The organism is Alkalihalobacillus phoenicis (assembly GCF_047302405.1).
Classification (GTDB): Bacteria; Bacillota; Bacilli; order Bacillales; family Bacillaceae_D; genus Alkalihalobacillus.
In genome coordinates this window covers 1,048,302-1,062,074 of record NZ_CP154853.1, presented here as the reverse complement: position 1 = coordinate 1,062,074, position 13,773 = coordinate 1,048,302, and the positions used below count along the sequence as shown (strand labels likewise).

At 37.6% G+C, this 13,773-nt stretch carries 16 protein-coding genes; 3 read left to right on the top strand and 13 right to left on the bottom strand.

The features are described 5' to 3' along the window. Positions 1 to 369: 369 nt before the first annotated feature. Complete coding sequence (locus AA0017_RS04960; protein ID WP_413379993.1) at positions 370 to 759, top strand: methylthioribose kinase; 390 nt, start codon at positions 370 to 372, stop codon at positions 757 to 759. A gap of 129 nt (positions 760 to 888) precedes the next feature. Here the strand turns inward: AA0017_RS04960 and AA0017_RS04955 are convergent, their stop codons facing one another. The 3 genes from AA0017_RS04955 to AA0017_RS04945 all read right to left on the bottom strand — a co-directional run bounded on the left by AA0017_RS04955 (position 889) and on the right by AA0017_RS04945 (position 3,341). Continuing rightward, positions 889 to 2,127, bottom strand: coding sequence for an MFS transporter (locus tag AA0017_RS04955; RefSeq protein ID WP_413379992.1), 1,239 nt, complete (start codon positions 2,125 to 2,127; stop codon positions 889 to 891). A gap of 240 nt (positions 2,128 to 2,367) precedes the next feature. Continuing rightward, positions 2,368 to 2,646 carry a YlbG family protein gene (locus AA0017_RS04950; RefSeq protein WP_003321069.1) on the bottom strand — a complete coding sequence of 93 codons (279 nt, stop codon included), beginning with the start codon at positions 2,644 to 2,646 and terminating at the stop codon, positions 2,368 to 2,370. A gap of 254 nt (positions 2,647 to 2,900) precedes the next feature. Continuing rightward, positions 2,901 to 3,341, bottom strand: coding sequence for a YlbF family regulator (locus AA0017_RS04945; protein ID WP_413379991.1), 441 nt, complete (start codon positions 3,339 to 3,341; stop codon positions 2,901 to 2,903). Positions 3,342 to 3,511: 170 nt separating this feature from the next. Between AA0017_RS04945 and AA0017_RS04940 the strand changes: the two genes are divergently transcribed. Further along, entirely contained in the window at positions 3,512 to 4,288 is a 777-nt protein-coding gene (locus AA0017_RS04940; RefSeq protein ID WP_413379990.1) for an ATP-grasp domain-containing protein, read from the top strand. A 136-nt stretch (positions 4,289 to 4,424) separates the two neighbouring features. Here the strand turns inward: AA0017_RS04940 and AA0017_RS04935 are convergent, their stop codons facing one another. The 3 genes from AA0017_RS04935 to AA0017_RS04925 all read right to left on the bottom strand — a co-directional run bounded on the left by AA0017_RS04935 (position 4,425) and on the right by AA0017_RS04925 (position 6,340). Next, positions 4,425 to 4,670: a YlbE-like family protein gene (locus AA0017_RS04935; protein ID WP_413379989.1), complete on the bottom strand. Its 246-nt coding sequence runs from the start codon at positions 4,668 to 4,670 to the stop codon at positions 4,425 to 4,427. Between the two features lie 15 nt (positions 4,671 to 4,685). After that, positions 4,686 to 5,165 carry a spore coat protein YlbD gene (gene ylbD, locus AA0017_RS04930; protein WP_413379988.1) on the bottom strand — a complete coding sequence of 160 codons (480 nt, stop codon included), beginning with the start codon at positions 5,163 to 5,165 and terminating at the stop codon, positions 4,686 to 4,688. 77 nt (positions 5,166 to 5,242) lie between these two features. Next, complete coding sequence (locus AA0017_RS04925; protein WP_413379987.1) at positions 5,243 to 6,340, bottom strand: CAP domain-containing protein; 1,098 nt, start codon at positions 6,338 to 6,340, stop codon at positions 5,243 to 5,245. A 231-nt stretch (positions 6,341 to 6,571) separates the two neighbouring features. Between AA0017_RS04925 and AA0017_RS04920 the strand changes: the two genes are divergently transcribed. Further along, on the top strand, positions 6,572 to 6,919 hold the full coding sequence (locus AA0017_RS04920) for a YugN family protein (protein WP_413379986.1): 348 nt from the start codon (positions 6,572 to 6,574) through the stop codon (positions 6,917 to 6,919). A gap of 64 nt (positions 6,920 to 6,983) precedes the next feature. Here AA0017_RS04920 and AA0017_RS04915 read toward each other — a convergent pair whose 3' ends face one another. From AA0017_RS04915 to cyoE, 7 genes are all read right to left on the bottom strand, one after another. Further along, positions 6,984 to 7,445, bottom strand: coding sequence for a TcaA NTF2-like domain-containing protein (locus tag AA0017_RS04915; RefSeq protein WP_413379985.1), 462 nt, complete (start codon positions 7,443 to 7,445; stop codon positions 6,984 to 6,986). An 83-nt stretch (positions 7,446 to 7,528) separates the two neighbouring features. Next, the gene (locus AA0017_RS04910; protein ID WP_413379984.1) at positions 7,529 to 8,089 is read right to left on the bottom strand and encodes a DUF420 domain-containing protein; all 561 of its coding nucleotides are present in this window, start codon (positions 8,087 to 8,089) and stop codon (positions 7,529 to 7,531) included. Between the two features lie 493 nt (positions 8,090 to 8,582). Further along, positions 8,583 to 8,927, bottom strand: coding sequence for a cytochrome C oxidase subunit IV family protein (locus AA0017_RS04905; RefSeq protein ID WP_003321079.1), 345 nt, complete (start codon positions 8,925 to 8,927; stop codon positions 8,583 to 8,585). 4 nt (positions 8,928 to 8,931) lie between these two features. Further along, complete coding sequence (locus tag AA0017_RS04900; RefSeq protein ID WP_413379983.1) at positions 8,932 to 9,552, bottom strand: cytochrome (ubi)quinol oxidase subunit III; 621 nt, start codon at positions 9,550 to 9,552, stop codon at positions 8,932 to 8,934. Next, a complete protein-coding gene (ctaD, locus tag AA0017_RS04895; protein WP_413379982.1) occupies positions 9,553 to 11,430 on the bottom strand; it encodes a cytochrome c oxidase subunit I in 1,878 nt (625 codons plus the stop codon). A 37-nt stretch (positions 11,431 to 11,467) separates the two neighbouring features. Further along, positions 11,468 to 12,517 (bottom strand): cytochrome c oxidase subunit II, encoded by a 1,050-nt coding sequence (gene coxB / locus AA0017_RS04890; RefSeq protein ID WP_413379981.1) that lies wholly within the window; start codon positions 12,515 to 12,517, stop codon positions 11,468 to 11,470. 99 nt (positions 12,518 to 12,616) lie between these two features. After that, complete coding sequence (cyoE, locus tag AA0017_RS04885; protein WP_413379980.1) at positions 12,617 to 13,552, bottom strand: heme o synthase; 936 nt, start codon at positions 13,550 to 13,552, stop codon at positions 12,617 to 12,619. Between the last annotated feature and the right edge of the window lie 221 nt (positions 13,553 to 13,773).

Genomic DNA, 13,773 nt, shown 5'->3' with positions numbered 1-13,773 from the left:
ATGAAACTAGCAGCATTAATTGAATGTTGCTACAACCGCGGAGAAGGCTTACGTTTCCCCATAAGTTCTTCCTCCGGTTTCTCCTCTCCCATAGCCTGATACATACGGAATGTATGTGAATAGGCACCTCGTAGGGACTGCTTACGAGGTTTTTTTTGCGTTTAAAAGGGAATCTTCTTTTCCTACATATCGTTTTGCGTTAAACTTACTCATAGAAGAGATAGATTGAATCTAGCTGCGCCTGTTAGAAGCTCGAGAAAAATCGGTCGTCCTATAAAGTCAAAAAGCGACTTTTTAGGACGCCCTTTATTTTTTCTCACTTCTGCCCAAACGGACTCCGCTTTTTATTTAAGGAGAGTAAAAGTCATTATGATGCAACGTTTTATTGAATTAGGTAGAGGTTATTCAGACCTCTATGAATTATTAGAAATTGTCAAAAGAAATAAAGACAGAGTACGAGCATTCGTACAATTAGATGTCGAAATAGGTGCAACGAAAAAAACATCTTTAGCTGTTGTCTTAGACGAAACAAGTGCTGGTCATTTTATGCCAATATACATTTGTTTGGAAGGAATTCCACAACCAGAAGAAACACCAAATGCCAGGTTTAATCTTTTTAAAGAACAAAGCGATGAATTAGAGATGCCCATTCACCAGTTAGTCGTTAAACCATCGACCGTTTTTAATGAAAAAGAATTATATTATCAATATTTAATCGGTATTTTACTATTAAACCGAATCATTCCCCCGCTTTCATAAAGCGAAGTCTGTTTGCTCAGAAGCGAGAATACTAAGGAACAATGCTAAGTTCGCGACGTCATAAAGATGACCGATTTTTCTCAAGCTTCTAACGGGCGTAACAGGATTAATAAAAAGACAAGCAACCTCTTATTTAAGTGAGGTTGCTTCTTTTTGTCGTTGTTTTTCCCTGGAAAATTTCCGTTTTGCAGGTGGAAGTACTTTCCCTTTGACAATCGCCACATTCATTAATAACAACGCAGCACTAATAAGGAATAAGGCACTCATTGTTGTCATGCTAATGACCCAACCACCCAGTACAGGACCTAACATATTCCCTAAATACATCGCACTGTTAGAAAAACCATATGACCTGCTTTCCATTCCTTCAGGTGAATGGAGGCGAATGAGAGTATTAACAGCAGGAAGAAGACCTCCTATACATAGACCTAACATAAACCGCAAGACAATCAGCTGCCAAATATCGGTGACAAAAGCTTGAGGAATCGAAATCATCGCAACCCCGAGCATTGCCCAAACCAAAACATTATGAGCCCCAACTTTATCACCTAACCGTCCTAAAAAAGCCGAAGACATCATATTAGAAAAACCAAGAACAGCGACTGTTAACCCAGCAAAAAAGGCTGTATTTTGAGCAGGTGTTAATTCGGCTACATAAATGGATAGAAGAGGGTTAATACCCATCACCGCTAATTGAATCACAAAAATCACCGTATAAAGAGCAAGTACGGGCTTTTTCTCCGTTACCTTTTTAAAGTCTTCCATCGTATTCGTCTTTTTCGCTTGTTTATTTGGTGCCTTGAAGTTTTCCCTCACCATAAATAAACACACGAGTGTTGCTATTAAAATTCCAAACCCTGTTATGAAAAAAATCATACGATAACCAAATACTTCTGCCATTAGTCCACCTAATAAAGGTCCTAAAATTCCGCCAGCAACAGCTCCTGATTGCAAAATGCCAAGAGCATAGCCAACCTTTTCTTTAGGCGTATTCGTTGAGACTAAGCCAATTGAGGCAGGAATAAATCCTGACACCATTCCATTTAATAAACGGAGTAATAGCAGAGAGATGGGACCTGTTGCAAAACCGGTTAAACCAATAATAAGAGCCATTCCAAAACCTGAACGCAAAATCATCATTTTTCGTCCGTACCGGTCCGCCATTCGTCCCCAAAATGGGGCAAATAAAAAAGCCGTTAAAAAGTTTGCTCCGAAAATAACACCCGTCCATAAACCAATCGTGGCTTCATTTTCTACCCCTAATTCTTTTAAATATAAAGGTAAAAATGGGATAATCATCGTCATCGCACTTGCCACAATAAATTGACAAACAACAAGAATCCATAAATTCCGTTTCCAATTTTTCATTTATCCTCACTTCCTCATCTCTATTATATGTTTCGTCCCACGAAATAATCAACCGAAATGACTTCATTTTCCAAAAACATGATCTTCTCACTTAAGGACTCTTTTTATAGACACGACTAATCACTTCTCAAAGCCATAGTAATCGGCAAGGTCTCCTTCCTCCTTGTGGAGACTAATAGCCCTCTCCTCAAACAACCTACTTAAAAACAGCAAAAAAAATAACCAAGCATCATCACTTGGTTAAATTCCCATTTTATAATCATATTCTTTTGCTTTATCAGGTTTTGAGTTTTGATACTCCGTTTTCACAAAAGGTCGCATCGATGGTTTAACATCTCTAACAAAATGTAACGATTGTAACTTTTCAATGACTTCATCCGTTTTATCTTGATCGCAATAAAAAATAACGTATTTCATTTTTTTTGATACGTATTGAACATTTCCGAATCGTCTTAATTGTCTTGCAAATTTTAATGAGGAAAGCCACACTGCTATGCCTTGCCTATTACCTACTAGCATAAATACGTTTCTCCTTTTTCAATAGGTCTGTAGTCATTTTAGCATTTCCGCCTTAAACGAGCAACATACGATTGTTTTTCAAATGGATAATCAACAACAAAAGACAGAAATTCATTTTTCAGACACTAGACATAGTGCAACTGAATTCCCGACTACAAATCAATATACCCATTTACCATAAAAAAAGCTTGTCGACTCTCTTGTATTCAGAGACTATGCCGACAAGCTAAAAGACAGTACCTCTGCCTTTTTATTTATCCACAGCTACAAGATCCTCCAGAACCACACCCACCTGAACAAGACATTTGATCAAAAAATGGGTTTCCTGTTGGAACCTTTATTGTTTGAGAAACAGAATGAGCAATTACCCCACTAACCTCATTAAGAAGCTGTTCTAATTCCTTCTCTGCTTTTTTAAACTCCATTACAGTCGGAATAAGATCAAGCTTTCGTTTTGTCTGACGAATCGTACTTGATACTTCTTTATAATCAGGGTGGTATTTACCGAAGCGCTGGACCTCTTCATACTGATCCTTCAACCGATTAAAATCAGATATCGCTTTCTGTGCCTCTTTATCTTGTTCGAGCTGCTTCTTTTTTATCACATAATCTACAAATACTTCTGATTCAGATATCGCTTGTGCGAGATCAGAAGCTTCTTCAATTAAGTCTACCATTGTCATGGTTGCGAGCATTATCCCACCCCCTAGTAATGATTATACCATGTTTCATGATTAGTTCATATTCTAACATATTTACCATCACTTTAGGCTTTTAAAAAAGGAATTGACATCACCCTCTTCCTTGACTATAATTCATTCGACTTCTATAAAAGAAAAACTAATGGATTTATAAGGAGATACGAATGAATTTTGTCACTTTTAACCCTTTTCGTACGATCGGCATTCCCAATATCAAATATGTAAAACCTGAACATATGTTTGAAGATAAAGAAAAAATAATGGCGGCCGATTACTGTTTATTCCCTGAAAATTGGCAAGTTAATTCACTTGTTTATGGCATGAAGAAAAAGATATTTCCGAGCATTCAATCGATTCAACTCGGCTTTAATAAAATTGAAATGACACGTGCCCTGTGGAGTGTAGCCCCTCAATATGTACCGAAAACGGTTATTTTAGGGAGAAATCACGATAATATCGATAAAGTTCTTCGCGATTTTGAATTCCCCTTTGTTGCGAAGGAAATACGAAATTCGATGGGCCGTGGCGTTTATTTAATTGAAAATAGGCAACAGTTTATTGAATACACTGAAGATAACCCTTACTTTTACGTACAAGAGTTTTTACCAATCAAACGAGACTTACGTGTTTGTATCGTAGGTGATGAAGTGATAGCAGCTTATTGGCGTGAAAATGAAGGCTCATTCAAAAATAATGTCTCACAAGGTGGCGAAATATCCTTTGATAACATTCCAAAGGACGCCTTTCCAATCGTTTTAGACATAGCAAAAACTTTAGGGATTGATCACGCAGGCTTTGACCTCGTCTTTGTTAATGAACGCCCTTATATTTTGGAATTCAATACTTTATTCGGAAATCAAGGTTTCCAACAAATGAATGTTTCCGTTGAACAAAAGATTTTCCAATATTTAATGAAACAACAAACAAAATCAGTGGACTAAAAGAGAACAGTCTAGATAAGCAAGCCGGCGAAAAAACGAATGGTTCAGACACTCGTACGACTAAACTAAAACACCTACTTCCACAACAAAAAAAGGCCACTCAAAAGGTGCTATATGACCTTTGAGTAGCCTCTTCTTATCCTCCGACTGTTGTTTTACCCATTTTAAACATTTCAATCATCATCATCGCAAGCCCAAGATTATTTTGCATTTTTTCAACCCTTTGTGGCAGTGTTTTTCCGTAAAAGTAATTAGCTTCTTTTTCAAGCTCAGGTATTTGATTGGGGTTACGAGTCAACTTCCGGTACCAAATCGGGTTTTGCCTCATAAATTGTCTTAATTCAGGTTTTTCTGCTAGCAACTGTTGCAATTCAACTCTCATACATTCTCACCTCAATTAATCTTTCCGAAACGAAAAGGAGCGATCAGTTGAACTAGTACTGGATGGGCTTGATGGCTTTTGAAAAGTTTGCATCACATTTTGCACATTTGCTAAAAGTGAGCTAAATTGTCCTAAATGATTTTGTAAATCCTGAACATTCATTTTGCGAAACATCGAAAATAATTGTCCTAATGTTTCACCAGCTGATTTTTCTGAACCAACTGTTGAATCCTGTGCTTGAGAAGCAGTATTTGTTGTGTTTTCTGAACTTGTTTGCTCTGTTGATTGAGCTGCTGTTGCTTCCGTCTCTGGAATTTCCGATGCTACCGAACGTAGCCGTGTCCATTGCTCATGTTCTGGGCCTAAAATCGTCCATTCTTCAAAATAGCTTTGTAATGTCTTTTCGTTCGTGTTGACTGATTGCACAATGCCCGGATGTTCCTTAACAAAGGCCTTAAACTGTTGGACGGAAGGATTTAAATTTGAATCTGCCATACAATCGACCTCCCCTATGATCCATATCAGTATATTATATTAAGGGTATTTGTCCCGTGTGCATCCTATTACGTTCATTATGGAAGCCATGGAGTCATAAAGTTTTGTGTATAGTAATCCTCGTATACACCTACACCTAAATGAGTAAACTCTTCATGTAATAAGTTAACTCTATGTCCTTCACTGTTCAGCCATCCCTCTACGGCTGCTACACCATCAACATAATGTGCGGCAATATTTTCTCCAGCTAAGCGTGGACGTAATCCCCCTTCTTGAATTCGAGCACTTAAATCACCTGTATTAGGAGAAACATGGGAAAAAAATTGATGTTCATGCATATCCTCACTATGTTTGACCGCCACTTCTGCAATTTCTTGATCCCAAACAAAAGATTCTAATTGATGTCTATTTCTCATCACATTTGTCACATCAAAAATTTGCTGCTCTTCACCGCGCTCTATTTGTTCTTGCTCTTCCACTGTTCTTTTAATCGGTTCTGGTAACCTACCTCGATATGAGACCGAATACGGACGTTGTCTCACTAAAATATCTTCATTCAGAACACGTAAGCTCGATAGCTGGTTCGTAAATTGGTCAAAGTAAAATTGAAGCCAGACCCCTTCTGCATACTGAATTAATGGACGATTTTTTTTATCTTCTAGGCTTAATTCGAATTGAAATTGACCATAACTAGAAGACGCACTAACCTGCTCTTCAAAATGATAATTTTCATTCATTTCATCATAAGTTTCTAATAACTCATAAGAAAGCTCCTCTAATATATCACCGATAAAGTAAGCGGTAACGACCTCCCCATCTTCCATCCCTATTTGAAAGTAGCTGCTATCAGATTTGGCATAAATAAGCCACTCATAGCCATAAGCGGATAAATCAGTTCGATCAGGTTCACCAAAGTCCTCTATTACCTCTTTCATCGTCTTGCCAATGATTAAATCATCTTGGTCAAGTTCCTCTGATGCCAATTCTTCTTTTTTCTCCTCATGTTCCTCTACGTGCTCTTCGTCAAAAAGCTCTTCCCCTTCATCAGATGTATTAGGCAGCAACTCCCGTTCTGGGAACCACTCTTTCAGCTCATCATGATACAGATTTTCAAAAACAGCAACACATGCAAATAAAAAAACAAACACGATAATGATTAGATTTTTCTTTCTCATCACTCCACCCCCCCAAAATGACTAAGTATCTAACATACCCTTTCGGATTAAAGAGAAGTATTTCCTTTCTCTATTTCTGTAACCTTCTGTCTAGCTTTATGAATCAGTGTCGAAAAGGTGAAAATATGACTTGATTCCACAAAAACCTGCGGAATTGATTGCAACTGAAGCCTTTTCATACTATGATAAATAATGGACATAGTAAGTTGAAAAGAAGGAGGTTTTTTCAAAATGAAATTCGAGCACATTGAAATTGCTGATAAAGAATTAAAATTCGAATCATTACACTATGCAGCTGAGTCTTTAGGTTTTGTCCATGCTGAACAATGGGATTACGAACGTGTTATGTTTGATTTGAAAATACATAACAACCAAGAGATCTACTACCTTCGTGTACCAGCCTACGCTATTAAAGGGGACATCCCTAAAGAAGACACGATCGTAAAGGTAATGGCTCCAATTCTTGGTAAATACTATTACCCTCACGGTGTGGAATACGCTGGCGAAGATTTCCCAAAAACGGTTGTAGAAAAATGTAATACAAAGCTTACTCAATTATTAGAAGCCGTTAATAAGTAAAAAAATAAAAACCAGGACTGCCTGGTTTTTATTTTTTTTTGCACGAAACGTATTCTGTTGATCGTCAATCTTTAAATTGACGAATCGTCACAATACGAAATGTACCTTCTGGACTTCTAACTAATTCAAACTCGATATGCCTTGAGACCTCTTCCACTTCACCATTTTGATAAGAAAGAGCGACCTTTTCATTGGCCTCGACATAATATTCACTTTCCTCACCAACTAAAACCTCAATCACTTCAAAATCAATCAATTCTTTAGTCGTATTTGATTGTTCGAGATCAGAGACATAACGACGAAGACTATGATAATAACTATTATTTGGAATTAAATAATCCTCTAAATAATCAAATCCTTCATTGCCAACAGATTTAGTCATATCTGCTTTATAATTCTCAACAAACGTAGCTGCAGCCTCATAGTCTTCCTCATTATCAACAGGTGCAACTTCTAAGTCACTTCGATTATCACCACAGCCAACTAATAACAGAACAAAAACGATTAAAGCAACCCATTTCCTCAATTTTTCCAAACCCCTTTATTTAATTTCCTATTTTACATGTTAAAAAGACCTCAGTAAAACAATCTGAAGTCTTACATTCTTTATTAATAATATGGAGAAATCATTAAATAAACAAGAACACCAGTTAAACTGACATACAACCATAAAGGCATCGTCCAGCGTGCGATTTTTTTATGCCTCTCATTCTCCATGTTCCAAGCACGCGTTACCGTGATTAAAGCAAGTGGAACAATAACTGCGGCTAAAACGATATGGGTAATTAAAATAAAATAATAAGTCCCCGCCATCCATCCAGAACCACCATAAGAAGTCGATGGAGAAAGAAAATGATAAGATACATAAGTCACTAAAAATAAAGCCGTCGAACTAAAAGCAGCATAAATAAAGCGACGATGCCACTTGACATTCTTTTTTAAGATCATAATAAATGCAATAAGTAAAAAGACAAACGTAAAACTATTAAAAATCGCATTCATCATCGGTAAAACATGAACATTAAATAAATCAAAATTTTCATAACCAGGCATACCCGATAAGACCATAACTAAACCATTTACGATAATCGTAATCGCAATAATCCACGGTTTATAATTTCTCTTCTTAAAATTCATTGAGTTTGAATCAACTGATTGGTCATTATTCATCCATTACAACTCCTTAACCTAAAAGCCAAAATCCATTTCCTTATTCATTATATCAGAACGAAAGACAAACATCCCACTTTCCATGTCACAATACTGTGACATAACGAGCGAGACGCGTTGAGACCATCGACGGCTTTCTTCCTTCCTTTTTACACAGCAACCGAGGTTATACCTTGCAAGGCCACTGAAAACGGTCTTCTCGTTAAAATATGGTTACATTAATTAGCTTACTCCACGAGCTGCATGCCCTACGCGTTCCGCCTGTGAGTCGGGAGCCTCCGGGCATTCCGCTCGCTCCGTTTTGGATCATGAAAAAACGTTTGAACTCATTAAAAACTATTGACTTAGAAACCAAATAACCTAAGATTGTTCTTCTAGAATTGTGATGTTGAGACTTTTTCATTGACCCCTACCTTGCTTAGCCACACCCCCTCTGCCTTTTAAAAATAACAAAAAAACCCTTCCTCCAAAATCGAGAAAGGGCTTTTCAAATTTAGTATTTTGTAATTCCAAGTAAAAGCATTAATGCTGCAATCGTTGGAACTGTTACAAAGATACCTGTAATCATAAAAGCGTTCGCCCATGCGTGGTCTTTATCTTTCATATGCATAAAGAACAACAGCTGTAAAGCTAATTGAACTGCAGCTAAAATTAAGATAAATGGTACCGCAAAGGAACGAGGAACGATGTCGCTTCCTACTGCTAAGAAAGCTAAAATCGTTAAGAAGATCATTAACGCAAATACGATGATTTGACGTCTAATCTCTTTTTTCGTTTGACGCTTTTCTTCTTCAGTCATTGCACTTTTGTCAAAGGATTGACTTAAATTATCCGCCATACGATCAGCCTCCTACTCCCATAAGATAAACGACAGTGAAGATGAATACCCAGACGACATCAATAAAATGCCAGTAAAGACTCGCTACGTAAAACTTAGGTGCATTCGTTAAAGTGATACCTGATCTAGAGTAACGTATTAAAAGAACGATAATCCAGCTTAGACCGAACGCAACGTGAGCCCCGTGTAAACCAACTAATGAATAGAAGGCAGAGGCAAAAGCACTTTCCGAAAATCCTAAACCATAATGATGGACGTACTCATAGAACTCATAAATTTCGAATCCAAGGAATGCTAAACCTAATAATACAGTTATCCACATCCACACCATCATCGTTTTAAATTTATTCTTCTTCATCGCAAACATTGCTAGTACACTCGTTAATGAACTTGTTAAAAGAAACATTGTCATAATAAATACGAGTGGTAAGGAGAAAATGTCAGATGATGCAGGACCATCCGCAATCCCATTTCTTAAACCTAAGTAAGTTCCGAAGAAAGTAGCGAATAAAATCGTTTCGCCTCCAAGGAAGAACCAGAATCCGAGAAATTTGTTTTTACCTTCAAGGGTAGCCCTCTCAGGATGAGAAGGTAAACCTTTCGATGTATCAACATGACCCGCCATTTAGTTTCCTCCTTTCGAATTTATTTCTTCTTTTACACGAGAAGCAGGAATGTAATATCCGTGATCCTCTTTAATAGAACGAACAAACATCGTACCAAATGTAATCGCTAAACCAACGATTAAGACGATTAATCCGTTACCACCAAGCTCCCAATGTGGTGACTTCATAATAAGTCCAAAACCAGCAATATATAAACCAATCGACATAATAAATGGTAAAATCGAACCATTTGGCATATGAATGTCTGCTACCGGTTCAGCCGATTTCATCGTTCCATCGCCATGTACTTTTTCATAAAATAATGGATCAAGTGAACGTACTTGTGGTGTTTGAGCAAAGTTGTACTCAGGAATTGGAGTTGGTGTTGCCCATTCAAGCGTACGAGCATCCCAAGGATCCGCTTCTGTTACTCGCTCTCCTTTAAATGCAGAGTAGATTACGTTAATAACAAGTAAAATAACCCCTGCAGACATAAAGAATGTACCAATTGTACTTATAAAGTTAAAGGCATCTAAACCTTGGTTTCCTAAGTACGTGTAAACACGACGAGGCATACCCATTAGACCTAATAAATGTTGAACAAAAAATGTTAAATGGAAACCGATATAGAAAATCCAGAAGAATAGTTTTCCTAAAGTCTCATTTAACTTATGATTAAACATTTTTGGATACCAGTAAAATAATCCAGAAAATAATGCTAGAACAATTCCACCTACAATAATGTAATGGAAGTGAGCCACGACGAAATATGTATCATGGTATAAATAGTCAACAGGAGCCATTGCTAGCATAACACCTGTTACCCCACCAAGTACGAACGTCGGCACGAATGAAGAGGCAAACATCATTGCTGTATTAAACGTAATTTTACCGCCCCACATCGTGAGTAACCAGTTAAAGATTTTAATACCAGTCGGTACAGCAATCGTCATTGTAGCTATCGCAAAAATAGAGTTGGCTACTGGTCCCATCCCCACGGTAAACATGTGGTGAGCCCAAACCATGAATCCTAAAAAGGCGATAATCATCGTTGCAAATACCATTGCTGTATAACCAAATAAACGTTTTCTTGAGAATGCTGGAATAACCTCTGAAATAATCCCGAATGCTGGAAGCACTAAGATATAAACTTCAGGGTGACCAAAAATCCAGAAAATATGCTGCCATAAAACGGCATTACCACCCATGCCTGGTATAAAGAACATACCATCAAAGATCCGATCTAACATAATAAGTGCTAAACCAGCTGCAAGTGGTGTAAACGCAAATAAAATTAATGTAGAGGCAATAAATGAAGTCCATACGAATAATGGTAGGCGCATCATCGTCATACCTGGTGCACGCATGTTGACGATTGTTACTAAGAAGTTAATCGCTGAAACTAACGTACCGATACCAGATACTTGTAAACCTAATACGTAGAAATCAATTCCGAGACCACCGTATTCGCGGCTAGCAAGTGGTACGTAGTTTGTCCAACCTGCATCAGGACCGCCTCCAAAGAACCAACTTGTACTTAAAAGCAATCCACCGGATAAGAATACCCAAAATCCGACTGCATTTACAAATGGAAAGGCAACGTCACGAGCCCCAATTTGTAAAGGTATAACAAAGTTCATAAATGCAAATAGCAAAGGTGTAGCCGCTAAAAATAGCATGATCGTTCCGTGCATGGTAATAAATTCATTAAATGTTTGACCACTTAAAAAATTCATTTCAGGCATCATCAACTGAATCCGCATAAAGAGGGCCATAACACCCGCCTTAACAAAGAAAAGCGTCCCGGCGATTAAATACATAATCCCGATTTTTTTATGGTCGACAGTCGTTAGCCAATCCCATACAACGCTTTTATCTTTCGTATGTTGTGTAGCCAATGGGTTTCCTCCTTCTTCAATAGAATAAACGCTTACTCTACTCGTTGTCTAAAATCGTTAAAGTACGTAAATAAGCGATTAAAGCTTCCATTTCTTCATCACTAATATCGTGGTTTGCAACACCTTGTGTCATATTGTTTCCTTGTTTCAATGACTCAGGATCACTAATCCACTGTGCAAGTTTTTCATCGTCATCCATATCTAAATAACCTGCAAAAACTTCACGATCAGCAAAGTTTGTTAATGTTGGTCCGGCTGCTGTACCTGAACCACCAATCGCATGACAGCCAATACAGCCAAGTCCGTCAGCACCAAAAAGTTCACGACCTTCTTGTGCAAGTACTTCTTGAGGCTCTTCTGGACCTTCTTGCATACTAGCTACCCAAGCATCATACTCATCACGCTCTAAAGCAATTAATTTAAAGTCCATTAGTGCATGTGCTGGACCACAAAGCTCCGCACATTTCCCTTTATAAACTCCATCATAACTTGCTTCAAGCCACATTTCATTTGTAATTCCAGGAACGGTATCGATTTTCCCACCTAATGCTGGAACCCAAAATGAATGGATAACATCTTGTGCATGTAGTTCAAATAATACTTTTTCGCCAACAGGGATATACACATCTTGCCCTGCTGTGAATCCTTCATTCTCGTAATCAAATTGCCACCAGAATTGATGCCCAGTTACCTTAATAACCACTGTATCTTCACCTGCTACAGGGTCTGGCTCCATATCAGCCATCATAAATGTACCAGAAATAGTTGGTACAGCTAAGATTACTAATAAAATAATTGGGATAACGGTCCACGTAATTTCTAATGCTGTATTACCATGAACTTGATTCGGGATTTCATCATCACCCGGTTTACGACGGAATTTTGCAAGAATGATGAAAAAGATTGCAAATACGACAACGGTCACAAAGGCCATAATATAGAGGGACAATAACATATTATCTAAAAGCCACTCAGCTTGTGGACCCTTTGGATCAAGTGCTGTCAAATTTTCCTCACCACAGCCAGCTAATAATAGCAGTAGTAAAGAAAATGGTAGAAAACGCCATGCAGTTTTCCAACGTTTCATCTGTTAAACCAACCTCACTTTCTTCAAGTAGTCACATAACTACATAATATATATTTATAATCATTATTCACCTTAATCGTAAGTTCTATGAACACAATCTTATAGGTGAACAATAACCATAAGCACAAATAAAATGGTTAAATAATTGAGAGAGTAGACAAACATCAGTCTCGCCCATTTCATATCATCCTTCATTTTAAATCCAGCTAAACCTAAAGCTAACCAACCAACTCCAAGTAAAGTGGCAATGACGGTATAAACAACACCGAAAGGATAAAGTAATAATGATACTGGTAATAATGCGGCTACATAAATGACCATTTGCCGCTTCGTCATATCAAACCCTGCAACTACTGGTAACATCGGAATGCCAGCTGCCCGATATTCTTCAACCCGTTTCATTGCTAGAGCTAAAAAGTGTGGTGGCTGCCAAAAGAACATAATAAAAAATAACAGCCAAGCATACATATGTAAGCCTCCATCAATAGCAGCCCAACCAATTAATGGCGGTACGGCACCTGAAAAGCTTCCGACAATCGTATTTAATGTCGTTGTACGCTTTGTCCACATTGAATAGAGGACGACATAAATAAACAAGCCAATCGCACCTATAACAGCTGCAGTTGGGGTTGTTAATGAAAGGAATATCATCCCTAAAATCGATTGTATCGCCCCTACAGTTAAAATATGCTTCCCAGTAAAACGGCCATTTACTGAAGGACGATCTTTTGTTCTTTCCATAATAGGATCGATATCACGGTCTATGTAGTTATTAAACGTACATGCACCAGCCATAACGAGTCCCGATCCTAATAATGCAAAAATAGCTGCTGGTATGTTAGCACCAAGCCCAGTACTTGTATAAATAGCAGCTAAGAAGATTCCTGTAAACGTTGTAATTAAATTTGACGTTACAATCCCTTGCTTAGCTAAAACTAAATAATCTTTCCATGAATTTTGCTGGCTAACAGCAACTGATGAATCATGACCAGCCAGTGCCTCATTTGGTTTTACAATCGTATCGGTCTTATTCATCAAGTTTCACCTCCTCATCCATATGAGAAACAACGTATATTCAATTAAATCATCGTTATTTCGTGTTTCTTTGCAAAACACATTCACATTATATCTCAAATTTGATTATCTTTCATCAAATTAATGACTTTCACAGATTCTTCACATTTAAGATGTTCCTAAAATTGACACAAGAGACGAAATTGACATTTGATCAGATTATTCTTAAGATCAAGGATGTT

Bases quoted from the DNA above. Each gene is read 5' to 3' on its own strand.
- AA0017_RS04960 (WP_413379993.1), top strand. From the start codon at position 370: ATGATGCAACGTTTTATTGAATTAGGTAGAGGTTATTCAGACCTCTAT.
- AA0017_RS04955 (WP_413379992.1), bottom strand. From the start codon at position 2,127: ATGAAAAATTGGAAACGGAATTTATGGATTCTTGTTGTTTGTCAATTT.
- AA0017_RS04950 (WP_003321069.1), bottom strand. From the start codon at position 2,646: ATGCTAGTAGGTAATAGGCAAGGCATAGCAGTGTGGCTTTCCTCATTA.
- AA0017_RS04945 (WP_413379991.1), bottom strand. From the start codon at position 3,341: ATGCTCGCAACCATGACAATGGTAGACTTAATTGAAGAAGCTTCTGAT.
- AA0017_RS04940 (WP_413379990.1), top strand. From the start codon at position 3,512: ATGAATTTTGTCACTTTTAACCCTTTTCGTACGATCGGCATTCCCAAT.
- AA0017_RS04935 (WP_413379989.1), bottom strand. From the start codon at position 4,670: ATGAGAGTTGAATTGCAACAGTTGCTAGCAGAAAAACCTGAATTAAGA.
- ylbD (WP_413379988.1), bottom strand. From the start codon at position 5,165: ATGGCAGATTCAAATTTAAATCCTTCCGTCCAACAGTTTAAGGCCTTT.
- AA0017_RS04925 (WP_413379987.1), bottom strand. From the start codon at position 6,340: ATGAGAAAGAAAAATCTAATCATTATCGTGTTTGTTTTTTTATTTGCA.
- AA0017_RS04920 (WP_413379986.1), top strand. From the start codon at position 6,572: ATGAAATTCGAGCACATTGAAATTGCTGATAAAGAATTAAAATTCGAA.
- AA0017_RS04910 (WP_413379984.1), bottom strand. From the start codon at position 8,089: ATGAATAATGACCAATCAGTTGATTCAAACTCAATGAATTTTAAGAAG.
- AA0017_RS04905 (WP_003321079.1), bottom strand. From the start codon at position 8,927: ATGGCGGATAATTTAAGTCAATCCTTTGACAAAAGTGCAATGACTGAA.
- AA0017_RS04900 (WP_413379983.1), bottom strand. From the start codon at position 9,552: ATGGCGGGTCATGTTGATACATCGAAAGGTTTACCTTCTCATCCTGAG.
- coxB (WP_413379981.1), bottom strand. From the start codon at position 12,517: ATGAAACGTTGGAAAACTGCATGGCGTTTTCTACCATTTTCTTTACTA.
- cyoE (WP_413379980.1), bottom strand. From the start codon at position 13,552: ATGAATAAGACCGATACGATTGTAAAACCAAATGAGGCACTGGCTGGT.